Source organism: Stieleria magnilauensis, assembly GCA_007753675.1.
Taxonomy (GTDB): Bacteria; Planctomycetota; Planctomycetia; order Pirellulales; family Pirellulaceae; genus Stieleria; species Stieleria magnilauensis.
In genome coordinates this window covers 590,052-614,296 of sequence record CP036432.1, presented here as the reverse complement: position 1 = coordinate 614,296, position 24,245 = coordinate 590,052, and the positions used below count along the sequence as shown (strand labels likewise).

Annotated in this window: 25 protein-coding genes; 10 read left to right on the top strand and 15 right to left on the bottom strand. The window is 58.0% G+C overall.

Annotation, left to right across the window (positions count from 1 at the left end):
- Position 1 precedes the first annotated feature (1 nt).
- From TBK1r_RS02310 to TBK1r_RS02265, 10 genes are read right to left on the bottom strand one after another with little or no spacing between them, the layout of a single operon-like run.
- Complete coding sequence (locus TBK1r_RS02310) at positions 2-1,360, bottom strand: hypothetical protein (protein ID WP_145207343.1); 1,359 nt, start codon at positions 1,358-1,360, stop codon at positions 2-4.
- On the bottom strand, positions 1,357-1,566 hold the full coding sequence (locus TBK1r_RS02305; protein WP_095739597.1) for a hypothetical protein: 210 nt from the start codon (positions 1,564-1,566) through the stop codon (positions 1,357-1,359). Before TBK1r_RS02305 ends, TBK1r_RS02310 begins: the two co-directional genes overlap by 4 nt.
- The gene (locus TBK1r_RS02300; protein WP_095739598.1) at positions 1,551-2,261 is read right to left on the bottom strand and encodes a sigma-70 family RNA polymerase sigma factor; all 711 of its coding nucleotides are present in this window, start codon (positions 2,259-2,261) and stop codon (positions 1,551-1,553) included. Before TBK1r_RS02300 ends, TBK1r_RS02305 begins: the two co-directional genes overlap by 16 nt.
- Before the next feature lie 11 nt (positions 2,262-2,272).
- Positions 2,273-2,506, bottom strand: a complete 234-nt coding sequence (locus TBK1r_RS02295; RefSeq protein ID WP_145207342.1) for a hypothetical protein — start codon at positions 2,504-2,506, stop codon at positions 2,273-2,275.
- Entirely contained in the window at positions 2,503-4,641 is a 2,139-nt protein-coding gene (locus TBK1r_RS02290; protein ID WP_145207341.1) for a flagellar biosynthesis protein FlhA, read from the bottom strand. Before TBK1r_RS02290 ends, TBK1r_RS02295 begins: the two co-directional genes overlap by 4 nt.
- Positions 4,642-4,662: 21 nt before the next feature.
- On the bottom strand, positions 4,663-5,385 hold the full coding sequence (fliP, locus tag TBK1r_RS02285) for a flagellar type III secretion system pore protein FliP (protein ID WP_145207340.1): 723 nt from the start codon (positions 5,383-5,385) through the stop codon (positions 4,663-4,665).
- Positions 5,386-5,402: 17 nt separating this feature from the next.
- The gene (locus tag TBK1r_RS02280) at positions 5,403-6,335 is read right to left on the bottom strand and encodes a hypothetical protein (RefSeq protein WP_145207339.1); all 933 of its coding nucleotides are present in this window, start codon (positions 6,333-6,335) and stop codon (positions 5,403-5,405) included.
- A gap of 33 nt (positions 6,336-6,368) precedes the next feature.
- Complete coding sequence (locus TBK1r_RS02275) at positions 6,369-6,752, bottom strand: FliM/FliN family flagellar motor switch protein (protein WP_145207338.1); 384 nt, start codon at positions 6,750-6,752, stop codon at positions 6,369-6,371.
- Positions 6,753-6,769: 17 nt separating this feature from the next.
- A complete protein-coding gene (locus TBK1r_RS02270) occupies positions 6,770-7,612 on the bottom strand; it encodes a FliM/FliN family flagellar motor switch protein (protein ID WP_419580888.1) in 843 nt (280 codons plus the stop codon).
- Positions 7,613-7,614: 2 nt separating this feature from the next.
- Positions 7,615-8,136 (bottom strand): flagellar basal body-associated FliL family protein, encoded by a 522-nt coding sequence (locus TBK1r_RS02265; protein WP_145207336.1) that lies wholly within the window; start codon positions 8,134-8,136, stop codon positions 7,615-7,617.
- 457 nt (positions 8,137-8,593) lie between these two features.
- Between TBK1r_RS02265 and TBK1r_RS02260 the strand changes: the two genes are divergently transcribed.
- From TBK1r_RS02260 to TBK1r_RS02220, 9 genes are all read left to right on the top strand, one after another.
- A complete protein-coding gene (locus TBK1r_RS02260) occupies positions 8,594-9,310 on the top strand; it encodes a flagellar hook-basal body complex protein (protein ID WP_145207335.1) in 717 nt (238 codons plus the stop codon).
- A gap of 27 nt (positions 9,311-9,337) precedes the next feature.
- Positions 9,338-10,117, top strand: a complete 780-nt coding sequence (gene flgG, locus TBK1r_RS02255) for a flagellar basal-body rod protein FlgG (protein ID WP_095739606.1) — start codon at positions 9,338-9,340, stop codon at positions 10,115-10,117.
- 2 nt (positions 10,118-10,119) lie between these two features.
- Positions 10,120-11,130 (top strand): flagellar basal body P-ring formation chaperone FlgA, encoded by a 1,011-nt coding sequence (flgA, locus tag TBK1r_RS02250; RefSeq protein ID WP_145207334.1) that lies wholly within the window; start codon positions 10,120-10,122, stop codon positions 11,128-11,130.
- A 2-nt stretch (positions 11,131-11,132) separates the two neighbouring features.
- Positions 11,133-11,804 carry a flagellar basal body L-ring protein FlgH gene (locus TBK1r_RS02245; RefSeq protein ID WP_145207333.1) on the top strand — a complete coding sequence of 224 codons (672 nt, stop codon included), beginning with the start codon at positions 11,133-11,135 and terminating at the stop codon, positions 11,802-11,804.
- A gap of 23 nt (positions 11,805-11,827) precedes the next feature.
- Positions 11,828-13,030, top strand: coding sequence for a flagellar basal body P-ring protein FlgI (flgI, locus tag TBK1r_RS02240; RefSeq protein WP_145207332.1), 1,203 nt, complete (start codon positions 11,828-11,830; stop codon positions 13,028-13,030).
- A gap of 19 nt (positions 13,031-13,049) precedes the next feature.
- Positions 13,050-13,391, top strand: coding sequence for a rod-binding protein (locus TBK1r_RS02235; protein ID WP_145207331.1), 342 nt, complete (start codon positions 13,050-13,052; stop codon positions 13,389-13,391).
- A gap of 91 nt (positions 13,392-13,482) precedes the next feature.
- Positions 13,483-14,040 carry a hypothetical protein gene (locus TBK1r_RS02230; RefSeq protein ID WP_145207330.1) on the top strand — a complete coding sequence of 186 codons (558 nt, stop codon included), beginning with the start codon at positions 13,483-13,485 and terminating at the stop codon, positions 14,038-14,040.
- A 2-nt stretch (positions 14,041-14,042) separates the two neighbouring features.
- Entirely contained in the window at positions 14,043-16,007 is a 1,965-nt protein-coding gene (flgK, locus tag TBK1r_RS02225) for a flagellar hook-associated protein FlgK (protein WP_419580887.1), read from the top strand.
- Between the two features lie 4 nt (positions 16,008-16,011).
- Positions 16,012-17,469, top strand: coding sequence for a hypothetical protein (locus tag TBK1r_RS02220; protein ID WP_145207328.1), 1,458 nt, complete (start codon positions 16,012-16,014; stop codon positions 17,467-17,469).
- A gap of 10 nt (positions 17,470-17,479) precedes the next feature.
- Here the strand turns inward: TBK1r_RS02220 and TBK1r_RS02215 are convergent, their stop codons facing one another.
- Entirely contained in the window at positions 17,480-18,280 is an 801-nt protein-coding gene (locus TBK1r_RS02215) for a class I SAM-dependent methyltransferase (RefSeq protein ID WP_145207327.1), read from the bottom strand.
- A 355-nt stretch (positions 18,281-18,635) separates the two neighbouring features.
- On the opposite strand from TBK1r_RS02215, the gene TBK1r_RS02210 reads away from it, so the two are divergent.
- The gene (locus TBK1r_RS02210; protein ID WP_419580886.1) at positions 18,636-20,264 is read left to right on the top strand and encodes a hybrid sensor histidine kinase/response regulator; all 1,629 of its coding nucleotides are present in this window, start codon (positions 18,636-18,638) and stop codon (positions 20,262-20,264) included.
- Between the two features lie 396 nt (positions 20,265-20,660).
- Here the strand turns inward: TBK1r_RS02210 and TBK1r_RS02205 are convergent, their stop codons facing one another.
- From TBK1r_RS02205 to TBK1r_RS02190, 4 genes are all read right to left on the bottom strand, one after another.
- Positions 20,661-21,605 carry a response regulator gene (locus TBK1r_RS02205; RefSeq protein WP_419580885.1) on the bottom strand — a complete coding sequence of 315 codons (945 nt, stop codon included), beginning with the start codon at positions 21,603-21,605 and terminating at the stop codon, positions 20,661-20,663.
- A 78-nt stretch (positions 21,606-21,683) separates the two neighbouring features.
- The gene (locus TBK1r_RS02200; protein ID WP_145207324.1) at positions 21,684-22,067 is read right to left on the bottom strand and encodes a response regulator transcription factor; all 384 of its coding nucleotides are present in this window, start codon (positions 22,065-22,067) and stop codon (positions 21,684-21,686) included.
- Positions 22,057-23,631, bottom strand: a complete 1,575-nt coding sequence (locus TBK1r_RS02195) for a hybrid sensor histidine kinase/response regulator (protein WP_145207323.1) — start codon at positions 23,629-23,631, stop codon at positions 22,057-22,059. The genes TBK1r_RS02200 and TBK1r_RS02195 overlap by 11 nt, the downstream gene beginning before the upstream one ends.
- 98 nt (positions 23,632-23,729) lie before the next feature.
- Positions 23,730-24,242 (bottom strand): response regulator, encoded by a 513-nt coding sequence (locus tag TBK1r_RS02190; protein ID WP_145207322.1) that lies wholly within the window; start codon positions 24,240-24,242, stop codon positions 23,730-23,732.
- Positions 24,243-24,245: the final 3 nt, after the last annotated feature.

The following is a 24,245-nucleotide window of genomic DNA, read 5'->3' as shown; positions in this document are numbered from 1 at the left end:
ACTAAGTCCCGTTCGCCGAAATTTCACGCACCAACACATCGTCCAATTCGTCGCGGATCGATTGCAGCATCCGATCGGTTTCCATCAGATAGCGGTTGTATTTTTGCTCCGCGTCGTTCAACTTCGTTTGCAGTTCACGATTGATCTGCCGCGTCGCCTCGATCTCCTCATACGCCCCTTCCACGGCCTTGGTCGAACGCCCCAGCAACGTTTCCGTCTGGTCGAGTTTTTCCTTGAGCCGTTTGTTTTCGGCGTCCAGCATCGCCAACTTGGCTTTCAGGTCACCGTTTTCTTCGATCAATCGGAGCGCATGCTGTGTCGCCGTGATCTGGTTGTCGCCCAGCACAGTGCCTCGCGCCAGGGGCGCGTTGGTGTTGACCGAGCCGTTTGCCAGCCGCGATGGCTCGCCGCGATAGTTCATGCCGGAGCGATTGGATGCTCGTGGATCCGGATAACCTTGCTGTGGACCGTAAGTTCCCTGACCGTATGCGTCCTGTCCGTCCCATCGGCGGGCCGGTCCGCTTCCCTGTTGTCCCGTCGGATGCGGGATCTCGCCCGTCGCCAGTTCGGCGATCGGTGGCGGCAAGGGCCGTTGAATCTGGTTGTACGCCGCAGGCCCGACGGCATGCTGCTCGGCCGACTCGGCCGCCCGCATCGGGTTCGGGCTGGCGTATTGCTCTGGTGCGTATTGCTCTGGTGCGTATTGCGCTGGTGCGTATTGCGCTGGTGCGTATTGCTCGTGCGGGTACTGTTGCTGGTTGTATTGTTGCTGGGCGTACTGCTCTTGAAAGTACTGTTCTTGGCTGTACTGCTCGGGCTGCCAACGGTTCTCCGCGGCGACACCGCGGTTGCCGTCGGCGGGCTGGTTGGTCGGCGGCACCCAACGGGGATGACTTTCCGTCGTGGTCGGACGGGTCGGCTGCGGAGTCCACTTGGGGTGGTACTGTGGTCGAGCGGCGTTTCCGGATTGCGCTGCATCGTTGCCGGAGTGGGGACCGTGGTTCTGGCCTTGGCGGTCGTCAGCCCCCGTCATCTCATTGGCACCGCTTGCCGATGCGTCATCGTCTGACGCGTTCTGCGGCTTGACGCCCAACGCGTTTTTCAGCTTTTGTTTGACACTTTGTTGCAGCAGATCCAATTTCCGCAGCGCCGAATTGGGATTTTGTTCACGGCGACTGTGATGCCGCTCTTGCGCCATCGCGGTCGATCCGGCTGCGAGGGTCAATAGCAGCAACGAGACGGCGATCAGAGACCGGCGTCGCGCGCAGGCACCCGCGCAGGCACACTCGGCGGTGCCGTGGTCGCACCGGGTCGTCGCGTGCCGTCCACGCTGTCGGTCGTTGCTGCGGGTGTTAATCACGTACTCGCTGTCTCGTCATAGCCGCAAATCACCGTGATCTCTTCCCCACAGGGGCAAGCGATGACGATCGATTCGATACGATTTCCGTCTTTGATCACACGAACTTCCGGTTCGGCATTGCAGTGTTTGGTCGGCCCGACCCGGACGCGTGGTCCGCCGACCTTGGTGGTGCGTTCTTTCAACACGGTTGCTAGCTGGTCTTCCATCGAATTGCCTCCTTGAGTCTGAATCTCGCTGCGGCCAACAGGCGTGAGGTGCGCGATTCGGACAAACCCATCGCGGCCCCGATTTCCGCCAGGTTCAATTCCTCGCTGTAGTACAGCGTCATCACCAGGCGTTCCTTCTCTGGCAATTGCTCAATCAATTCTGCAAGCAGTTGTCCGATTTCTTCTTTTTCGGCCAGATCTTCCGGAGAATCGATACTGGTCCGCCAAGTTTTGTGAACTACATCAGAAAGATCATTCCAGTCGTCAGGCTTGATGAAGCGCATCGCTTCGAGACATTCCAGTACGACATCGATCGGCAGGCTGGAGCGTTCGGCGAGTTGTTCGGGGGTGATCGGCGGTTCGAGCGTCTCGCACAGTTTCTTGATCTTGCCGACGTGCCGCATCATGCGGGGGGAAACCGGCGACTGTTTGCGCAATTCATCGACGATCGCGCCACGGATCCGTGGATAGGCGAACGTTCGAAACGCGACGCCCTGCTCGGCATCAAAGCTGGCGGCGGCTTGGACCAGCCCCAGGATTCCGGCGGAGTGGAGGTTTTCCCGATGATCGTCGTTCCTGCTAAAGAACGTCATCGTGCTGAGGATCCGTCCGACGTAGTCGATGTTATCCAGCACCAGCCGATCGCGGTCGGTCTGTGTGGACGGTTTGTAGGTTGTTTCGATCGTCGCTTTCATAACAAAGCTGCTCAGTCCTTGTAGTCCGCGTCAGCGAGTCGAATCACACCAACACCGATCGAGACAACCGATCCGACCAGGACCGAGGACACGATGGCACGCATCAGAATGGTGGACGATTCCAGCCCCAGGATGACGCCAACCAAGGTCACCACGACCGCGGTCAACAGGGCTATCAACGTCCCCACCGGAAACGCCTTTTGACGCCGGAACGATGCACGCCGAGTAGTTGACTTTCCGCTCATTTACGTCCTTCTTGATTGCCGTCTTTGCCGTGCAGCCCGAGCACGAACGGGTCGGGTGAGGGATTCTCGCCCTCGCCCAAAACGTCTTCGTAACGGATCATCCCGACCGACTCGATCCGCATGTCGGAGGGGACCTCGCTGTAAGCGACCACGCTGATTTCCGGCAACGACCGGAAGATCGTTCGGTGCAGCGGGAAGCGAACCGACGAATCCACCAACACGGTCGAAATCTGGTTCTTCAATCGCGACGCTTCCCATTTCGCTTGCAGCTCCATGATCAAGCGTTCCAGCTGATCGGGGCGCAACACGATCGCGTCGCCATTGAGGTGTTCTCGGAAATAGTGTTCCAATCGCGGCTCCAGGATGATGACCCTCACGTTTCCGTTGCTGTCACGGAACCGGTCACAGATGATGTGCCCGATACCGCCTCTTATCTTTTCGGTCAACTGAACGGGGTCTTTGATTTGGGGACCGAACTGAACCGCCGATTCAACGATTTTTTCCAAGGCGGTGATGGAGATGCGTTCGCGGAGCAGATTCAACAGCACTTGATGCAGGGTGGCCGGCCGCACCGTATCCGGTTTGATTTCCTCGACCGTCGTCGGCGCGATCTCCTTGAGTTTCTCTAGCATGGATTGAAGGTCTTGTCGGCTCAAAAGCTCGTGAGCATGCTTCCGTAAGCATTCACTCAGGTGCGTGATCAACACAGTCGGCGCGTCGACGACGGTAAACCCTAAAACCTCAGCCCGACGGCGCTGCGATTCCGGAATCCATTTGGCCGGCAAGTCGAACGCGGGGTCCCGGATTGGCTCACCCTCCAGTTCCGCATTGATGCTGCCTGGATTGATCGCCAGATAGTCGTTGACAAACACCTGTCCCCGCGCGATCTCACGCCCGCAAATCAGAAAGCGATATTCGTTGACACCGATTTGCAAGTTGTCGCGGATCCGCGCCGCCGGCACCCAGAACCCGTGCTCGATCGCCACGTCTTCACGCAACGTCGAAATCCGTTCGGCGATGCCCTTGCCACGCTTCGGTTCGGCAAGCGCGATCAAACCGGCGCCGATTTCGATGATGATTCGTTCGGGTTGGACAAATTTCTGCAGCCCCTTCTCTTCGGGTGTCTCGGTCGCCGCGACGACTTCCGGCTCTTTCTCCGCTTCCTCGGTTTTGGCCGTCTCGCGTTGTTTGGCAAAAAAGACAAACGCGAACACCGCACCGGCGAGCAGCATGAAGGGGAACTTTGGAAACCCCGGTGTGAACGCGATCAACATCAGGATCATCGGGCCCAGGTACAAGGACCGATACGCCCCGGACACTTGACTGTTGATTTCGTCACCGAGGTTGGACTCGGACGCCGACTTGGTGACCAGGATGCCCGCGCTGGTGGCGATGATCAGTGCCGGGATCTGAGACACCAGTCCGTCACCGATTGTCAAAATCGAATAGATTTGTAGCGCGTCGGTGATCGCTTGGCCGTCGCTGACGCCCAGCACCACGCCGCCGAGAATGTTGACGATCATGATGATCAACCCGGCGATCGCATCACCGCGGACGTACTTACTGGCACCGTCCATGGCACCGTAAAATTCCGCCTCCTGGGTCAACCCCTTGCGTCGATCACGAGCCTCTTTCTCGTCGATCGCACCGCTATTGAGTTCGGCATCGATGGCCATCTGCTTTCCGGGCATCGCATCGAGTGTGAACCTGGCGTTGACCTCGGAGATCCGCGTCGCCCCCTTGGTGATCACGATGAACTGAATCGTGACCAAGATCAAAAAGATCACCACGCCGACAACCAGATTTCCGCCGACGACAAAGTCACCGAACGTCAACACGATCTTGCCGGCATTGGCATCGAGCAGGATCAAACGCGTCGTCGCAACGTTCAACGACAACCGGAACAGCGTCAGCAACAACAACAGCGACGGAAAGGATGCGATATCGAGGGGCTTTTTCGCGCCCAGGGTGACCAACAGCAACAGGATCGCCGCGGCGATGTTGCAGGCCAAAAACATGTCCAACAAGAACGTCGGCAGCGGGATGATCAGGACGACCAGCATCGCGAGGAACGAGGCCGAAAGCCAAAGCTCACTCCGCTGCAGAAATCCGAAATTCGAATCGGTGTCTTTCATCGATTTGTACGCCACCCGCCCCTAGGCAAAACTTGCGACCAGTGCTTTTGAAATCAATTGCCAGCCGTCAACGAGCACGAACAAAAGCAACTTGCAGGGCGTCGAAACAACCACCGGAGGCATCATCATCATCCCCAACGCCATCAAGATCGTTGAGATGACCAGATCGATCAGTAGAAACGGGATGTAGATACAAAACCCCATGATGAACGCGGTTTTCAGTTCGCTGATGATAAACGCCGGCACGGCGATCTTCAGCGGCGTGTCCATCCGCTGCGACGGGGGCGGCGTCTCGGACAGTTCAAAAAACAACCCCAGATCGTTCGTCCGCGTGTTCCGCAACATGAACACCTTCAGCTCTTCCGACGCGATCTTCCAGGCGTCGACAAACCCGAACGTCGGCTCTTCATCCGGACCGGCCGCTTCCTGTGCCTCCAACAGCGGGATCACCGCGTTGGCATGAATTTTTTCAAACGTCGGGGCCATCACGAACAGCGTCAGAAACAGACTCAATCCCATCATCACCTGATTCGGCGGAATCTCTTGCGTGGAGAGCGCCCGCCGCACGAAGGACAACACAATGATGATTCGCGTGAACGCCGTGACACTGACCAGCATTGCGGTGGCAAAGCTGAGCGCACCGAGCAACACGGCCACCTGCAACGGCGGCGCAAGATCCGAAAACAGCTGCGACGGATCGCTGGCTGCTTCGGCGGTTGTCTGGGCGATCAAGGCGAAATCCATTTCAGTCCTCGGTTGGATCAGGCGGCTTCTTTCGACTTCGTCAAAAGTAGCCGGATCAGATTCTCATCGATCTCTGACGACGAGGTCTTGTTGACACTGCGACGCGAAGCCTGGCGGCTGGCAACGTTTCCACCGGCCCGGGCGGCTTCCGATTCTTTCTGCCGGCCAAAGGCTTCCGGTTCCTCCAGTGCGTCCTCGAATCGTGACGGCAGCACGCTGACCGATTTGATGCCCCCGCCGTCGACGGCGACCAGAATCTTGCTGGCCATCGAATCGACCAGGTACAGACTGACGCCACGGGTGACCTGCAACACCTGATCGATCTTCAACCCGGCCAAATCGGCCGGAGTGTCTTGGCGACCACCCTGTTTGCCTTTTTGAATCTGGCGGACGAACAAGATCCCGCCGACGGCCAGGGCGAGCACAAAGACCAGGTTGATTCCGATCCGGCTGATCATCTCCGTCGCATCGGCCTGCTCCGCTTCCGGTGCGGCGTTTTCACGTTCGATGAAGGATTGATAGTGATCTTGGGCATTGAGCCGATCAAGACTCTGCCGCGACTGCAGTTCGTGTTGTTGCCCGGAATACAGGTCGTTGAGGTGATCATTCGATTCGAAACTGGCTTGTCGCACCGACATCGGTTGCGGACGCAGCGCGACGACCTGTTCGGCGCCGCCGTCGAGACGGTTGCCCGACGGCCGCAGCGGACTCACCGGAATGTCGGATCGACCATCCCGGTCGACCGAACCGATATCGCCCGAGAGCACCCCGCGGCGAATGCTGACCGTCGACTCGCCGCGCGAGAGCTGGTCGACCATTCCGCCGAGTTGGCGCGAAGAGCGAGATTCAGGTTCGGCGTAGCGTTGACCGTGCGCGACCGTCGCGAGTGACGATGAAATCAGGAGTGCGTAAAAAACGCACATCGATTTTTGGGTGAAGCGGAAAGGCATGTTGACGTCCATGTGAATGCCGATTCATTTGAGCTAAGAGGGATAGATTTGCTTGATTCGAATCGCGAATTGATTGTCAATCACGACTACCTCGCCGTTACCCATGGGAACACCCTGAGCAACCAACTCGACCGGCGCGCTGATGGCCCGGTTTAATTCAACCACCGACCCTTCCGCCAGCCCGATTAATTCTTGAATCGTTAATTGGGTGCGTCCCAACTCGGCAGCCAGGGTGACGTGGACTCCCCCGAAGCGGGAGAAATCGAGGTCTTTGGAGGGTTGCGGCGGGTTCGGTTTGAGCGCTTCAAACTCTGGAATCGAGTCATCGGCTTGCTTTTCGGACGTTTGGCCCTGGGCGTCCTCGGACGTCGCTTGCGGCTCGTCGGAAACGGGCGTTTCGGTCTTGGTCTCAGCCATGAATCAATTCCTTCGTCTTACTTGTTCAAACACTTTGAAACTTGAACGGCTTGTTTGTTGCCCAACCGTCCGGCCCAGCATTGGAATGCCGGTTCGCCATCGACGTGGGACACCATCGGTTCGTCGATGCGTTGATCCAAAATGATCAATTCGCCGGGTTTTAACTTGGCCAGATCGGACATCGGGATCTTGGCCGACCCCAGCATCGTGACGACGTCCAGGGGCAGCTGACCGATCAATTCCTTGGATGGCTTGGCGGGTTCCGCGCCGGCCCGATTGTCGACCGTTTCGTCGAGCAACGCCGGCAATTTCTGCTTCGGCAACAACCAATTCAATGTCGCCGTGCCGCCCTTGCATTCGATCTCGATGCAGACCTTGGTGACCAGATCTTTGCCGCGGAAAAGACGCAACTTTCGGGCGTCTTTTTCCAGATCCGTCACTGAGATCTCCAATTCGCCCTGGCCCATCCAGCCGCGGCTGATCGATTCAGCGACCCGGTTGATGAAGTAATTGGACAGATCGGTTTCGATGGCACTGAGGTCCCGGTCACTGCCCTCGTCCTCGGGGGGCAGGCACAGCAAATCGGACAGGATGATGCGAAACTGATCGCCGGAGGTGTACCAGACCGAAGGCAGTCGATCCTTGATCTCAGCGACGCAACACAGGTCGTGCCGCGGGATTTCACTGAGGATCTTGTCGTACGATTCGGTCGTGATCGCGCCCAGATCCAATTTGGCACTGAATCCGGTCGCCTCGACCCAATAGTCCGAGAAGAAGGACGTTGACTTCGAAATCCAAGTTCGAATGGCAACGGCAGTGTCATCCAGGGCAGCAATGTCACGAAAATCGAACGGACGCACGGTCATTGAACCTTGAAATCCTGGAAAAGGACATCTTGAATTCGCTCGATGCCGTCGGTGAACAGCATCGCGTTGAATTTGTCATGGATTTCACGTCGCAGCAGGTTGTGCCCGAGTTTCCCGCGGACGTCTTCCAGCTTTTTGTCACGCAAGTGTGCGATCAGCCAGTTCTTCAGGACAACGTTCTTGTCCTCCACCAACTTGGTGATCGCTTCCTGTTGCGAGGCCGCGATTTGCAGCGAGAACGTGCAGGTCAGGTAGCGCGAATAGCGGTCATCGTTCAAATTGACCACGACCTCGTCAAAGTCCACGAACGCGAGCTTTTCATCCGGCTCGGGGATATCCATGCGGTCTTCGTCCACCGGGCTGCGATGAGCCGACTTGGGATCCGAAGGCAGCACGAACATCGGCACCGCCACGCCGGTACCGGCGCCCATCACGAACACGGCACCCCAGATCACAAGCTTGGAGAGCATGCCGGATTTCTTTTTGTCGTCCGCTCCGGACTCGTTGTCGTCTGCCATGAATCGTTGAGGTGTTGGAAGGGAATGGGTCACACGGCGATCCACCCGATCGACGCGTGATGAGGCGCTCGGGCCGCTGCGGCCGAGACCGACGCTGGCCGGTCACCCGCCATCTTTGCGTGACCGGTTTATCTTTCCGTGTCGTTACAGCTTATCGTCCGGCCCGGGTGACGGAATTCAGTCGGGACCTGTCTTTCAGTACCCGATGAGGGTTAACCCCCACAAGCGCAGCCGAGCCTGATCGGGCGGGTCGGCCGACGCCCCCTGCCGCCCGCGTGGGCATCGGGATGACGCCTCCGGCCGGGAAATGTGGGTTATCCCTCGTGCGTTCTTGCCCAAGCCGGCCCAATAATCTCACCGCCAGACGCCGGATATTCGACATAACCAATACCTACGATCGCTGTTGGTCTCCGTGTCCCCTGACCCGCCGCGATCGCTCCATGGATAGGAAGGTCGAATGATCAACGGACTCTACAGCGGCGCCGCCGCGATGCAGACATTGGCGAAGCAACAGGAGCTGATCAGCAGCAACCTGATGCACGCCAATTCGAGCGGACACCGACGCGTTCAACCGGCAATCAAACAGCGATTCGAAGAGACATCACCGAACACCACCTTGGATCTGGGCCCCGAAGTCGAAGCGTTGACGTCGGATTTCACCCCGGGACGGATCACCCCGACGGAGCGACCGCTGGACATCTCGATCGCCGGCGACGGTTTTTTCGTCTACGAAAACGGCGGCCAACCCTACCTGACGCGCAACGGCAGACTGTTCCGCGACCCCGTGAGCAACGCGCTGGTCAATGAAGAGGGGGTTCCCATCCGCGGTGAAAACGGCCCGATCACCATCGACCGCGATGTCTCGGACCGTGAGATCACGATTTCATCCGACGGCACGGTTTCGGCCGGCGACCGGGAAGTCGGCCGGATTCAAGCGGTCGCTTACGAAAACAACGGAACACTGATTCCCGTCGGTGCCCTCGGGTTCACCCCCGGCCCCAATTCGGTCGAAAGCGATGCCCCGGTCAAGATCACGCAATTCGGCCACGAACTTTCCAACGTTCAGCCGGTTTCGGAGCTGATTGCGCTGATCGTCAACACGCGACAACACGAGGCGGTCGAGAAAGCCACGCGAACTCTCTCGGATTCGCTCAAAGAATACATCCGATCATAACCCGCTTGAGAACCGCATAGGTATTCCATGTTAAAAGCATTCTATTCCAGCGCCACCGGCATGCGCGCCCAGGAGTTGATGATCGACAACACGGCCAACAACTTGGCCAACGTCAACACAACCGGCTTCAAAAAGAAGCACATCAATTTCGCCGACTTGTTGTACGACACCAAGACGCCGCCCGGTGCCGCCTCGGCCAACGGCGAGATCAAGCCGATCGGGCTGCAGATCGGCAGCGGGGTGCGGGCCGTCGGCACCACCAGCCTGTTCGCCCAGGGAACACCCACCGAAACGGGAATCGATACCCACATGGCGATCGAAGGCGACGGGTTTTTCAAAGTCACCCAAGGCAACACGATCGCCTACACCCGCGACGGTAACTTTACGCTCAATGACCAGGGCCAGATGGTCACCGGCGATGGATTCCTGTTGGATCCGCAAATCACGATTCCCCAGCAAGCGACCAACCTGTCGATTTCGTCGACCGGCGTGGTCAGCTACCAGATCGACGGGGTCTCGACCGTCGGCCCCACCATTCAACTCGCCCGGTTCACCAACCCCGCCGGCCTGCAGAACCTGGGAAGCAATCTGTACATGGAAACCGCGGCCTCGGGCGCCGAGATTCTCGGACAACCCGGACAACAGGGCAACGGCCAGATCCGACAGCGATTCATCGAAGGATCCAACGTCGAGGTCGTTTCGGAGCTGGTCTCGCTGATCACCGCCCAACGGGCCTACGAGATCAACTCGCGGGCGATCCGTGCCGGCGATGAAATGCTCTCCTCCGCAAGTGACCTGGTTCGGTAACGATGATGAAATCGGTTCGATACGCAATGCTGCTGATCAGTTTTCTGATCTTCACCCCGCCGGACGCCTCGTCGGCCGGCGACGTGGTCGTTGCGCTGCACCAGACCTCTGCACCGGTCGCCGACACGACCGTTCGCGTCGGCGACATTGCCAACGTTCTCCATGCCACACCGTCACAGCGACGCGAGATCGAGCAACTCGACTTGGAATCGCTGCGTGACCAAGACGATTGTTCGATCACTCGACGGCAAGTCGAGATGCGTCTGTTGTTGGCCGGGTACGAGCGTGATTCGTTTAACATCATCGGGCCGTCCACGGTGTCGGCCCGACGCTCCTCGCCGGCAAAGCTGCGCAGCAAATTGGAACGGTTGCTCGAATCAGAACTCGGCGAACAATTCGCCGTCGCCGCCGAACGGGTCGACATTCGTCTGACACAAACACCCCAATTGGCAACGTTAGAACAAAAGCTCTCCGCCGGCGAGTTTGCCGTGGAGCTGGTCCCACGCAATGAGTTTCCGATCGGCCGCACCAGGCTGGCCGTCGCCATCATTGACTCGGACGGGAACCAATACTCGCATTCCTTTGACGCTCAGGTCAGCCTGACCATGACCGTCGCAATCGCCAGCCAGCCGATCGCTCAGGGCACCGTGCTGAAGCCCGACATGTTCCGTCTGGTCGAGCGTTCGATCACTCAAAGTGCCGACTATGCCAATCCCGACAACGCCGTCGGACGGACCGCCAGCCGCTACATCGCCAGCAATTCGATCCTGTTGACCAACCATTTTCAAAACACTCGGTCGGGCAATTTCCAAACCGTCAAGCGAAACGACTTGGTCGACGTCGTGATCAGCGTCGGCCAGGGCGAGATCCGTCTCAAGAATGCCCGAGCGATGGAAGCGGGACAGATCGGTGAAACGATCGAGATTCTAAACCCACAGACCAACCGGCGTTTCAACGCCTCCATCATCGGCCCCAATCTGGCAACCGTTTCTTCGACCCCACGGAGGCGATAACGATGCACCATGACCATCACCCGCTACGCCAATTGATCCCGTCGTCAGTCATTGTCGCGTTCATCAAACCGGCGCTCGTCCTGTTGGCGATCGCTGCGACCACACAACCGTCGCTGGGACAGAGCCTGTTCGAGCGACGCAGCAATAATCAGATCGACCAGTATCGTGACTACGCCGCCCGCAACCGCGGCGACACGTTGTCCATTCTGATCGCCGAAAGCACGGACGTCGAAAACCGCGATGAGCGGTCGATGGACAAGACGGGCAACTCCTCATCCACGCAAGGATTCGACTACGGCCTCGGCGGTACGATCGGCGCCGGCAGCGGCAGTGCGGAGTTGGGTACTAACACGGCCAATCAGCGCGCGTTCACCGGCGATGCCGAATTCCGCAGCGAACGACAGATTACCGACCGATTCAGTGTCATGGTGGTCGATGTCTTACCCAATGGGAATCTGGTCATCGAGGGAACACGAAAGATCTCGGTCCAGGGCGACGCTCGGGATCTAAAGCTGACCGGAATCGTACGACAGTACGACATTTTGCCCGGCAACACCGTTCCGTCGTACCTGGTGGCCGACCTGCGTTTGACGCTTGATGCCGAGGGCACCGAACAGGCCTACACCAGTCAAGGTTGGCTCAGCCGCCGCTTCAATCGTTTCTGGCCATTTTAATTCTCGCGGTCGCAACCCAATTCATGCAGACTCCTTCAAAGCATTCACGACTCGCGTGTTCCACGCTCTGCCTGGCCGCGCTGTTGATCAGCAACGGCGGTGTGGTGGCGCGTGCCCAGGTCCTACAGGAACCGTTGCCGCCACCGCCCGCGACGACGCCCGGACCGGGTTCGACTCTGACACCGCTGGCCCCGTTGCGGCAAGACCCCAGTGTTCGGATCAAGGACATTGCGTTCGTCGAAGGCGACCGTGTCAACCATGTTTCCGGTGAAGGCTTGGTGTTCGGGTTGAGCGGAACGGGGGGCAAGTCGCAACAGACGCGGCAGATGCTGGCCAACTATTACTTGCGTCGCGGGGTGCGAGTCGGACAAGTCGATACCAAGAACATTTCGGCAGTGATGGTGTCGGGAAAGATCCCCGCCTACGCACGGCCCGGCGAGACGATTCTGGTGACGGTTTCGGTCGCCGACGATGCATCGAGTCTGCGTGGGGGCACACTCAATCAAACGGCGTTGCGTGGAATCGATGATGAGATTTATGCGATCGCCCAGGGTGCGATCATCGGCGGCGGCATCTCGGCCGAAGGTGCGGGGGCCAACGTGCAGAAGAATCATCCGACGGTCGGGGTTTGTGAAGCCATCGTCGAACGCGCGGTCCCCTGCGGAACGATCGTCGACAACGGAAGTCTGCGTCTGGTGTTGCGGAACAAGTCCTATTCGACGGCAACCGCGATCGGCAATGCGCTCAATCGAATTTTCCCCGGCCGCGCCCGGGCGCTTGATTCGGGGACCGTTCAAGTCTTTATTCCATCAACGTTTGCCAACAGCGTCACCGAGTTTATCTCGACGATCGGCAACTTGCGTGTCGAACCGGACACGCCGGCCCGCGTGGTGATCAACCAAAAAACCGGGTCGATCGTGCTGGGCCACAATGTCAAGATCGCGCCGGTCCTGTTCGCCAGCGAAAACATCGTCATCGCCACCACCGAAACGCCGATCGCATCTCAGCCCAACCCGCTGGCCGGAGGCGACACCGTCGTCCTACCGCGAACCGGAATCGATTTGTTTGAATCCGGCGGACGCTACAACGTCTTGCCCGGGGGCATGACGGTCGGCGACTTGGCGACGGCCTTGAATTCATTGGCCGTTTCACCCACCACCCTGATCAGCATCATGACGACGTTACGCAATCAAGGCGCCCTGAAGGCCGAGTTGGTCATCGAATAAATCGCAGGAGAGAGATGCTATGGAATCCATCGGAAACAACATCAGCGTGGGATTGCCCAGTCAGATCGCGGCGGCGGCCAAGGGCGGCGATCCGTCCCTGGAGCAGATCAAGGAATTGGGCACCGAGTTTGAAAGTGTCTTTCTGTCGATGCTGATGAAAGAGATGCGAAACTCACTCGAAGACGGCCTCTTCGGGGGCGACGGAAGCGACTCCTTCGGCGGCATGTTTGACCTGTTTATCGGCCAGCACCTCGCCCAGTCCAACGCGATCGGCGTCAGCGATCTGTTAGTCGAGCAGTACTCCAAAACACAAGCCGACGGCGGGCAAGAGCAATCATCCGGCGTCTCGTTCTCCGCCTAACACCACCTTTCGCACCACCCTGCGTCGCCATGGTCCATTGACCTTGGCTCGAACACCCTTCTGGACATCCTTTACATTCGGTGACTCAACGATGAATCAACAAACGGAACGACTGGGCGTCCTCGTCGAGCGGCAGTTGCAATTGGAATCGGGCGTTGCCGACGCGCTCGACGCACTCAACGATGAAATGGCCGCTCTGCTGGACAACTCGGGGATCTACGGTCCCAAACAATCGGACCTGCAACAGCTCTCCCCGCTGCTGGAGAGGCTGCAACACTGTCAAGCCGACAGCCGCAAATCACGTCAGATCCTCAGCCGCTACGTCGGTGCAAAAGCGACCGAGCAGCTTGAGGCGTCTGAAGCGTCGAGCGAAACCGACGATAGCCTGTCGTCGATCAAGACAATTCTGGCTGAACTGCCGGTCGCGGAATCCGAGCGGCTCGATGCCAACCGTCGCCGCCTTCACGATCGGCTCGTTGCCGCCCAGCAACGGCTGACAGCCAATCAGGTGGTCATCTTTTATTCCACCGAGTTTCATCGTCGTTATCTGCTCGGTGTGTTGCAATGCGACGTCGACGAAGCCAGCTACCAAGCCGATGGCCTGGCGTTCAAGCTCCCCACAGAAAAAATCATCGGAAGGAACTGCTAACGATGCCCAATTTTTCAATCGGCCTGTCCGCCCTGCGAACCAGCCAATTCGCTTTGGAGGTGGTCTCCAACAATATTTCCAACGCCAACACCGATGGGTACCACCGGCGACGGCTTTCGATGGAATCGACTCCGCCGAATTACACCGGCGGCTTTCGTGTCGGCAACGGCGTCACGATCTCAGGGATCACTCGCATCCGCGATCAGGTCACCGAATCGTCCTTGACCAGCGTCATTTCCGATTCCAACGACGTCGAACAGTTGTTGACCATCGAGCGAAAGATCGAGTCGGCACTGTTGACCGGCGACAATTCGGTCGGACGACAACTCGATCAGTTCTTCGCCGAGTTCACGAATTTGTCGGCGTCCCCGAACGAGCCCGCTCAACGATCGGCCTTGCTGGAAACCGGCAAACAGTTGTCCGGCGGTCTGCGAGATGCGGCGCAACAGTTGACCGAACTGAAGAACAATGTTCGGCTACAAATCGAAAACGAAATCGAATTGCTCAACGGTGACCTGCAAGAATTGAGAGACGTCAGCTTCGAGATTTTTAAGTTCTCCGCACAGGATATCGAGCGGAACAATGAATTAGACCAGCGCGACGCCGTGCTGAACCGGATTGCGGAAGTCGTCGGCATTTCTCGCAACGAACAACCCGGCGGACAGTTGCATCTGACCATCGGACACCACAGCATCGAACAGGGCAGCCACCCGAGTTCATTGTCTGTCGTCGAAGCGGGCGAACAGTTGGAAGTCTACTTGGACGATTCCGATCGGCCCTTGTCGGTTGAAACCGGTCGGCTCTCGGCGCTGGTGGAAGCCTACAACGAGATCATCCCGGCCTTCGAGGAAAAGCTGGACCAAATCGCGGGTCAATTGATCCAGAGCGTCAACACCGTTCATTCGACGGGGATCGGCAGTGCGGGATCATTCACCAACCTGGTCGGCAATGTCAACGTCTCGGACACCGATGTGCCCTTGTCCGAAGTGTTCCCTGAGGGGGACTTGACCGCCGGCGAACTCACCCTGTCCGTGATCGATGCCAACGGAGATCGACAAACCCACGTCATTTCCATCGATCCCGACGTGGACACGCTCGAGGACGTGGCGTCGCAATTGACCGGAATCTTGGGCATCACCGCATCGATCCGGGCGGTCAGCAACCAGTTTCAAATCACGACGGGTGCGGACCTGGAATTCAATTTCGCCGGCGGCGTAGAAACCAATCCCGACCTGTCGCTGTTTACCGGCACCAGCGTCGCGACCGTCTCGGGCACCTACACCGCCGACACCAACGAAACGTTGACGGTCCAGATCGAGGGCACCGGACAAGTGGGTAGCGCCGCATCGCTGTTCGCCAACATCTATTCGTCCAGCGGTGCGTTGCTGACTCGCGTGAATGTCGGCGACGGATACGAGGCGGGTTCGGCGATCGAACTCGACGACGGTGTCGAAATCGCCTTCAGCGCCGGCACGATGAACGATGGCGATGAATTCTCGACGCGTTTGACGGGTGAACCGGATCAGACGGGAATCCTGGCCGCGCTGGGCATCAACGCCTTCTTCAGCGGAACCGATGCCCACTCGATCCGAGTCGACGCGTCCGTCGCCACCAATCCCGACCGAATCGCGACGGGCCGATCCGGCGAAGCCGCCGACACCAGCAATCTCGCTCACTTCATCGCCATTGATGACACCGCGTTGATGCCCGGTGGTCGCACGATCGGACAGTTCGCCAGTGAAATGGGGACCGAGATCGGTTTCGAGATCAATTCCAACACCGCGTTGAGCACCAGTTTGACCACGTTTCAATTGCGGCTGGAAACCGAGAGAGACGCGAAATCAGGCGTCGATCTGAACGAAGAATTGGTCTATTTGCAGGAATATCAAAAGTCGTATGAGGCGGCCGTCCGAATCATTCAGGCGACCGACGAAATGCTCACCGAACTGTTTAGAATCATAGGCTAATCCGATGGATGCTCGAGTCACCTCGCAAACGTTTACGCGCAATGCGATCCATTTCACCTCGTTGCACAGCTCGCGATTGCTGACCGCCCAGCGGCAGATCACATCGGGGTTGCAGTTCGAACTGCCGTCGGAAGAACCGGTCGCCTATCGACAAGTTCGATCGCTGGAAACCCGCTATGTCGAATTGCAAGCCGACAAGACCGTCATCGGCCGGGCAACCTCGACGCTCAACGCCAGTGTCTCCCAATTTCAAGACGTCAGCGAATTGATCACGCTGTCCAAGAATCTGGTGCAGCAAGGGATCCAAGCACTCGATTCCGACGAGCGCAACGCGCTGGCCACCGAAATCGACGCGCTGCTGGCCCAAGCGAAACAAATCGGACTGGCCAAGTTCAACGAGAACTTCCTGTACGGGGGCACGCGATCCAATCAGCCTCCGTTCTCGTTCGGTGAACCGCTGCGCGAAAATGGCATTTTGGAAGTCAGCTACCAAGGCTCCCGGCAACGCAGCCAAACCCACATCGGTGACTCGATCTCGATCGACACCTACTATGACGGGTCCAAGATCTTCGGAGGCGCCGGGCGCGAATCGACCGTACTGGTTGGAACCACTGGAGCGAAACATGGTGGCGGGACCGACACGCTGATCGGCCGAGCGACGTTGCGAGTCCAGCACGACAGCACCAGCTATGCGGGCGGCTCCGGCGTGCTCGCCGGAACCAACTCCGCGGCAGGCGATACCATCCTCGGCCCGGCCGGCGCGCATCAACTGACGATCGTCGATACATCCGGCGACGGTTCGGCCGGAACCATCTCCCTCAATGGAGCCGAACCGGTTCCGTTTTCCAATACGGAAACGAACTTGCGCGTACCAGGCTTTTACGGCCAAGAGGTCTATTTGGACACCACCAGCATCGCGGCCGGTTTCAACGGGACCGTCGATATCACATCGACCGGAACCTTGAGCGTCGACGACGGTGCATCGACCATTCCCATCGACTTCAGTTCCAGCCAACTCGTTTCCGACGTCGATAGCGGGCGATTCGTCACCATCGACTCGAGCAACATCCGGTCGACCGGCGACGATTCACTGGAATTCCCCGGAACGTCCAATCTGTTCCAAATCCTTCACGCCACCGCCGCGGACCTTCGCAACAGCAGGGAGCTGAGTTCGGCCGAGTACGGCAAAGCACTCAACCGGCGTCTGACAGAACTGGACCAAGCGGCCAGTAAAGTGTTCAGCGTGATGGGCGAGCAGTCGACTTCGTTGCAAACGATGCAGACGATGGAGTTCCGCGTCGATGATTTGATGCTTTCGGTCGAATCGAATATCGGCGAAATTCAAGCCACCGACTTTCCCGATGCGGTGCTGCGTCTGGAGAACTCACAGACGCTGTTACAATACACCTATGCCGTCACCGCAAATCTGAATTCGTTGGGACTGTTGGAATTCTTGCGATAACGATCTCGGTTCAGGATGCCGCCGGCTTGCGAAAACGCAACAGATAGTTTTCCTCGAATGCCGGCACCTGGACTTCATCGACAAATTCGAATCCGCCCTTTTCGATCTCGCTGCGAAACACGTCCTTGCCGGCGCGGACATGACCGAGGATGAATTCTCGCGACTTTCCGGGAATCCGATCAAAGTCGATGACGATCAAGGCCCCGCCCGGCTTGATCGCTTTGTAAATCGACTCCACCGTCAGATGCGGATACTCAAAGTGATGGTAGGTGTCACAGATGAACGCGACATCAATCGAGTTCGGTGGCAGATTGACCGAACGGTCCGAGCAGAGCACACCGGTCAGATTGTGCACGTTGTCTTCGCGCGCCTTCGTATTGATGTGTTCCAGGAAACGAGGTGAGATGTCGACGGAAAAGACCCAGCCATTTTTCCCCACGGCGTCGGCGAACAGACGGCTGTAGAAACCGGTACCGGCACCAATGTCGGCGACGCTTTGCCCCGGTTTGATGTCGCAAGCCTCCAACACATCCTGACGCCCCGCATAGACTTCGCGGCTTTCGACTTCGAATCGCCCCATCCATTTACTGACATCTAACTCGGGGTCGACAAACTCATCGTTGATCCCGGGTTTGACACTCTGCTCGGCCACCACGGTCGCGTCTTGGGCAAACGCCGATGTGAGTCCGACCAAGGTAACCGACACAAACGCGACCACCAGCCTGAGCGAAACTGCCGCCCGGGCGAACCGAGACGACGTTTCAACCGGGATCTTTTCGCCCGCACATTTCGATCGTTTACAAACACTCATCTCAGGGGAGCCTTGGTAGGACAGGGGGCGAGACTGAATGTACCCCAGAGTGACGAGGACAAACCCGCAGCTGAGGGGAAACAGCCATCTGTGAAAGTCTAATATTACGAGAAGCTAAAATAGCATCCGCGGTTTCGTTTTGCACCCTGTTGTTTGAGGCTTACAGTTTTGAGATGGACAGACTCCTCCATGAGCAGCGTTCATCGCCTTGATGCACGGCGGCAATCGAACACGCGGCCAGCTGATCCTTCCCCGTCTTTGGCCCATCCATTCATTCGACCAAGACCGCTGCATGATCAATTCGCATTCCCCTCAGCTGCCCGACCGTCCCCCCTTTGACAGGGTGGAACCCGTCGTGCCCTTGGGAAAGATGTCGAATTCGCCGCACCCCTCCGCGGCGGATTCAGACTCGGTGCTCAGCGTGCTTGTCGTCGAGGACAATGATCTCGATTTCTTGCAAGTCTCGAAAAACTTGCGTCACGGACGAAAGCGAATCTCGCTCTCACATGCGACATCGCTGGGCGCAGCCCTTCAAGAACTGGACCTCCGCTACTTTGACGTCATTCTGACCGACCTGAGCCTGCCCGACTCAAGTGGCCTGGAAACCGTCACGCGATTGAAAGCGAAGTGTGATGATGTCCCGATTCTGGTCCTGACCGGGCTAGACGATGAAGCGGTCGAGTGGGAAATCCTTCATGCCGGTGCACAAGACTTTCTGCCCAAAGGCCTCGCCAACAGCAGCTGGACACGTAAAGCGATCGAACATGCCGTCCAGCGGCAACAGTCTATCAATGAAATGAGCCGGGTCACCGAGGAACTGCAAGCCAGCCATCGGCTGCTGCGCGAACAAGCCGAATTGAGGGAGCAGGACAACCGGAAATTGGAACGAATGCACCAAACGGCGCACGAATTCTTGGCCAAAGCCTCGCACGACATCCGCAATCCATTGACCGTCATCAAAGAACACGTCTCGATCGTCCGCGAGGGATTGGCCGGCCGGATCAATCTGGAACAGGCCGCAATGTTGGAAAAAGCATTGATTCGAGCCGACGACGTGAACAACAAATTGGATGACTTGCTCGATTCGAGCAAACTCGATTCGGGATTGCTCGACATCTGTCGCCGGCCCTGTGACGTCCGAGAGATCATTGACTCGGTTCGTGAAACGATTGAGCAACGAGCCGCGATGCGGAACGTGAATTTGGAAATTCAATCGCAAATCGAAACCCCGATCGCGTACTGCGACGGCCAAAAGGTCTGTCGTGTCCTGGTCTGCCTGGCCGTCAACGCCATCAATGCCTGCAGCGATTCGGGGAACGTACGGATTTGGGTTCGTTACGATGAACCCGATCAACACATTCGAATCGGGGTCAACGACGATGGGATCGGCATCCAACCCCGACAGCGTGATCAACTCGCCGCCCGCTTCGCCAGACCGGGGCTGACGACTGATCCCGATGACAAACTGTTGGGACTGGGCTTGTCCATCGCCGCCCGTTTCTGCCGACTCAATCTCGGCGAACTGCACGTCGAATCCGAACCCGGCATGGGATCGATTTTCTGGTTCAGCCTTCCGGTCGTGGGCAGCGGTCAGATCTTTCCGCGTTGGCTGGAACTGCAATCCGCACCGATGCAGTACGTCCAACTTCTCTCGTTCCACCTGAACGATCAATGCACGCCGGCGGAAAAACGCGACAGCGAACTGTTGTTGACCTTCCTGACCGAAAACCACGAACTGCTCATTCAAGCCTCCGATGCACAGTGGTGGCTGGCGACCAGTTCGATTTTCCCCAATGTCGACGCACGCTTGAAGAAGGCAACCGATGACATCGCACGATTGACCGAAGTGCGTGCTGCCAATCCGGCCTTTGACATCGGCATCCAAACCCGCGGCATCTGGAGCTTGCAAAGTCCCATCAAGGAAATCGATGCGGCGTATCAACAGATCGTGCAAGACGATCGATCAACGGCAACGATCGATTGATCGACGACCACGGGGCGTGAATCCCAAATACGAGGCCAGCGCGTCGCCGGCAGAGCGATCGCATAGAATCCGGCGGGCATACGCATCAAGTTAAGCAGGCCCCCTCCCGTTTGGAGGTCGTGCAGTTTTTTAAGTCGCTGATCCTAAAGGATTTTCGTCACTGTCGCCCCGGGCGTTGGTATCTACACAGTCCCTTTTTGCCCAAAGCGGACCTTGGGCGATTCCCAAGGCTATGGATGTAAACGGCCGTTGGCCGAAGCCATCCACTCCGAACAGATCTGACATGCAAAAGATGTGTAAATTCCAATGCCCCTGGGAGGGTCGAGCGCAGCGAGGGGAGGGTTTCCGCGGCTCCGCACCCACTGAGACTAACTCCGCGGGGCGATGGATCGCCCGCTACTCGGCCGAGCAGGCCATTGCCTCGGGGACGATGCGTGTGCGAAGGTCGAGGTCGGTGTATTGAACCAGTGACCGCTTCAATTGGCCCCAGGAAACCGGTTTGGTCAGAAAGTCGCTTGCTCCGCCGGCGAGCATTCGACGCTTCAGCGACGCGTCACGCATACCGGTCACCACGATGACGGGTACCGAGTCGGTGGCCGAAGATTCCTTCAAACGACGCAGGATGTACTCGCCATTTCCGTCCGGCATTTGATAGTCCAGCAAGATCGCTTCGGGGCGGCTTTGAAAGGCGCTGCGATAGCCGTCCATGCCCCGATAGGCCCGCACCAATTGCACGCCGACGCTGAGCAATCGCTTTTGCAGCCCGATCGAAAAATCGGGGTCATCGTCGATCGCCAACACCCAGGGCGTGCCACCGGCGACCGCTTCTTCGTCGCTAGCAGTCGGCTGTGAATCGTCATCCAGCCATCCCCAATCCTCCAGCATCGACAACAGCGATTGATTGTCCTCGGCCTCGGGTGTCTGTTGGGCGTCGGAAAACGCAACCAATGGTGTCGCGTGGTGCTCGGTCTCTTCTTCCAGTAACGATTTCAAGAGGGGTTCCAGCCGAGTCCAGATCTGTTGGTCCTTCTTGACCAGATGTGCCCGCATTTCGTGACAACGCTGCTGAATCTTTTCATTCGGATCACCGGTCATCACAATCACCGACGTTTGGCTCAAGCGTTCGTCTGTGGCCATCATCTCCGAAACGCTGACGCCGTTTCCTCCCGGCATGCGAACATCCAACAGCGCGATCTGCGGCGCGTAGTAGTCGGCGTTGGCCAGTGCATCCATGGCGTCGCCGGACGTGATCACATCCAAGCCCAATTGTTTGCAACGGACGCTGAGTAGTTCCAGCAGGTCTTGATCGTCATCGGCGATTAGGATTTGTTTCTGACTCATTTGATTCTCCATCGGTCGGCTGGTGTGTCGAAAGCCCGAGGACCTTGGACAGATAAAAAGGGGCGGTTGCTCATGGTCTCAGCCCGTTCCGGCCGGCACGCTGAACACGGACGTCACGGCGTCCAACAGATCGCTGCTGCGATAGGGCTTGGTCAAGAAGTAGTGGGCACCGGCATCGAGGGCTGTCTGCCGATCCTGCAGGCTGGCCGACAGCATGATCACCGGCGGCGTGACGGTGTCGGGGTCATCCTGAAGCGTCTTCAACACCGCCAACCCGTCCAGGTTTGGCATCTGCACATCGAGCAACACCAGATCGGGGTTCTCCGACCGGATCAGTTCCAGCCCTTCGGCACCGTCGTAGGCGACGTGCACCTCGTATCCCGCGTGCGCCAAACGCATCTGCACACCGAGAACGATTCCCCGATCATCATCAATCACTACAATCTTGGAGTCATGCGACACAGTAATTCTCTTCACCGAGTTGTTGATCGACCATCTGAACGATGTCCTCTGCCCGCTCTGCGACGTTCCAGGTGCCTTCGACTCGGACTTGAAATTCGGGCAGCGGGCCACGCGGACGATTGCGGTTGATCTGCACACGTTCCTTGTTCAATCGCGTCAGAAAATCGTCCATCGCGATGGAGGGCACGGACACCAACAGCAACCATTGCCGATTGGGCAGTGCGAAGATCAAATCGTTTTGTCGCAACAGGTGAACCAGGAAGCGTTCGACGTCACGCATCACCGATTCGTTGGTGTCGTCTTCGATCGCGATCGCGATCGCGGAAACCTCGCCGGTCCCTTCTTGTCCCGCCGCCAGACGGCTGGTGAAGCGCCGCGTGACTTCAACGGGGCAGTTGATCGGCAGCGTAAAACTGAAGGAACTGCCCTCGCCTTCGGTGCTTTCGACATCCATCTTGCCGAAATTCAGATCCACCAACTCCTGAGCGATGTTCAACCCCAATCCAAACCCCTTGGTGCTGTCGCGGATCTCCGTCTTGACCTGTGCAAACCGCTGAAAGATCTCGCGTTGACGGTCTGCGGGAATGCCGACGCCGTTGTCCGAGACGGCGATGGAGATGTCGTTTTCACCATGCTGTCGCGCGGAAATACAAACGCGGCCGGGATTGCGAGTGAACTTGATCGCGTTGATGGCCAGATTGACGATGACCCGACCGACCTTGGCGGGGTCACAAAACACGTCCGGCAAGTTCTCATCAATTTCAACATCCAGATGAACCTCGCGAACGATCGCTTTGCGTCGGATCGCCGGCAGCACATGATCAATGATGTCGGCCACGGTGCACGGTGAACGCGACGCCCCCAGCAAGCCCGATTCCAACTTGCTGACGTCCAGCATGTCGTCGACCATGTTGTTCAGATCGCTGGCCCGATCGTCGATCACCCCGAGCAACTTTGCCTGCTCTTCGCTGACCGGCCCGGCGATGCCATCGGCAAGCAGCGAGGCATATTCCATGATCACCGTCAGAGGTGTGCGGAACTCGTGCGAAACATTGTCGACGAACTTCTGTGCCGTCTTACAGGCCTTTTCGAGTTTCTGATTCTTGTTTTGCAGCAGCAGATCACGCTGGCGCAGTGTTTCCAAGAGATGGTCGTTGTGTCGCAACATCGCATGCCGTTGAATGGCATAACGAATCGAACGCTGCAGCAATTCCGGGCTGATGCGTCCCTTGACCAGATAATCTTGTGCCCCTTCGGCGATCGCCGTGATCGAGAGCTCGTCGTCGGCGTGCCCGGTCAGAACGATCAAAGGGTTTTGGGGACAGGCCTGCACCATGGTGACGACGGACTCCAGTCCACGGCTGTCCGGCAGCGACAAATCGGCGAGCACCACATCAAATTCAGACGCAGCAACCGCGGAGGTTGCATCCCCCAAGCATCGCACACGCCGGACGCCGCAATTGGGAAACGCCTTGTTCAGCGATCGCGTGACTGACTCGCCATCAACGCAATCATCTTCGATCAATAGGATTCTTAACTGCGTCTTTTGTTCTGCGATTACCATGACTCTCTCGTTCGCGGTTGTGCGTTTCCGGCCCCACCCCGTTTCCGTCGCGTCCGAGCGGTTCGCGACGGCGTGGCAGTTCACCAAGACGCGGCGGGCTACTCGGTGCGTTTTGATAGTTCGACGAAGGATTGCATTTCACTGAGCAACACATCGAAATGAATCGGTTTATTGAGAAAGCTGTCTGCCCCCAACGCCAGCATCTCAGCTTGCAAATCGGGGTCACGCATGCCCGTCAAAACAATCACGGGAATCCCCTCGGTCGCCTGGTTGTTTCGCAATGATTCCAACACAAAGCGTCCGTCTCCACTGGGCATCGAGACATCCATCAGAATCAGATCGGGATGATCGGTGATCGCTTCCCAAAACCCTTGCGTTCCGAAATAGGCGACCAGGACTTCCGCCTGGTAGTCACTCAGACGCATTTCCAACGTGCGACAAATCTCGGGGTCATCGTCGATGCACAGGATCCGTGGTGTCCGAGTCGCCTTGGACGGATCGCTCCACCCTCCGTCATTCCCGTTCGCTTTCCGCTTGGCCAAGCGGGCTTGCACTGCCTGTTGTAAGGGGCGTTTGCGTGGTCGGGATGGCTTGCTGATCAGGCTTGACATTGT

Excerpts from the sequence above, each read along its gene's own strand:
- flgK (WP_419580887.1), top strand. The coding sequence starts at position 14,043 with ATGCCCAATTTTTCAATCGGCCTGTCCGCCCTGCGAACCAGCCAATTC.
- TBK1r_RS02235 (WP_145207331.1), top strand. The coding sequence starts at position 13,050 with ATGGAATCCATCGGAAACAACATCAGCGTGGGATTGCCCAGTCAGATC.
- TBK1r_RS02280 (WP_145207339.1), bottom strand. The coding sequence starts at position 6,335 with ATGCCTTTCCGCTTCACCCAAAAATCGATGTGCGTTTTTTACGCACTC.
- TBK1r_RS02190 (WP_145207322.1), bottom strand. The coding sequence starts at position 24,242 with ATGTCAAGCCTGATCAGCAAGCCATCCCGACCACGCAAACGCCCCTTA.
- flgI (WP_145207332.1), top strand. The coding sequence starts at position 11,828 with ATGCAGACTCCTTCAAAGCATTCACGACTCGCGTGTTCCACGCTCTGC.
- TBK1r_RS02300 (WP_095739598.1), bottom strand. The coding sequence starts at position 2,261 with ATGAAAGCGACGATCGAAACAACCTACAAACCGTCCACACAGACCGAC.
- TBK1r_RS02245 (WP_145207333.1), top strand. The coding sequence starts at position 11,133 with ATGCACCATGACCATCACCCGCTACGCCAATTGATCCCGTCGTCAGTC.
- TBK1r_RS02265 (WP_145207336.1), bottom strand. The coding sequence starts at position 8,136 with ATGGCAGACGACAACGAGTCCGGAGCGGACGACAAAAAGAAATCCGGC.
- TBK1r_RS02205 (WP_419580885.1), bottom strand. The coding sequence starts at position 21,605 with ATGAGTCAGAAACAAATCCTAATCGCCGATGACGATCAAGACCTGCTG.
- flgG (WP_095739606.1), top strand. The coding sequence starts at position 9,338 with ATGTTAAAAGCATTCTATTCCAGCGCCACCGGCATGCGCGCCCAGGAG.
- TBK1r_RS02295 (WP_145207342.1), bottom strand. The coding sequence starts at position 2,506 with ATGAGCGGAAAGTCAACTACTCGGCGTGCATCGTTCCGGCGTCAAAAG.
- TBK1r_RS02195 (WP_145207323.1), bottom strand. The coding sequence starts at position 23,631 with ATGGTAATCGCAGAACAAAAGACGCAGTTAAGAATCCTATTGATCGAA.
- TBK1r_RS02220 (WP_145207328.1), top strand. The coding sequence starts at position 16,012 with ATGGATGCTCGAGTCACCTCGCAAACGTTTACGCGCAATGCGATCCAT.
- TBK1r_RS02230 (WP_145207330.1), top strand. The coding sequence starts at position 13,483 with ATGAATCAACAAACGGAACGACTGGGCGTCCTCGTCGAGCGGCAGTTG.
- TBK1r_RS02275 (WP_145207338.1), bottom strand. The coding sequence starts at position 6,752 with ATGGCTGAGACCAAGACCGAAACGCCCGTTTCCGACGAGCCGCAAGCG.
- flgA (WP_145207334.1), top strand. The coding sequence starts at position 10,120 with ATGATGAAATCGGTTCGATACGCAATGCTGCTGATCAGTTTTCTGATC.
- TBK1r_RS02260 (WP_145207335.1), top strand. The coding sequence starts at position 8,594 with ATGATCAACGGACTCTACAGCGGCGCCGCCGCGATGCAGACATTGGCG.
- fliP (WP_145207340.1), bottom strand. The coding sequence starts at position 5,385 with ATGGATTTCGCCTTGATCGCCCAGACAACCGCCGAAGCAGCCAGCGAT.
- TBK1r_RS02215 (WP_145207327.1), bottom strand. The coding sequence starts at position 18,280 with ATGAGTGTTTGTAAACGATCGAAATGTGCGGGCGAAAAGATCCCGGTT.
- TBK1r_RS02290 (WP_145207341.1), bottom strand. The coding sequence starts at position 4,641 with ATGAAAGACACCGATTCGAATTTCGGATTTCTGCAGCGGAGTGAGCTT.
- TBK1r_RS02305 (WP_095739597.1), bottom strand. The coding sequence starts at position 1,566 with ATGGAAGACCAGCTAGCAACCGTGTTGAAAGAACGCACCACCAAGGTC.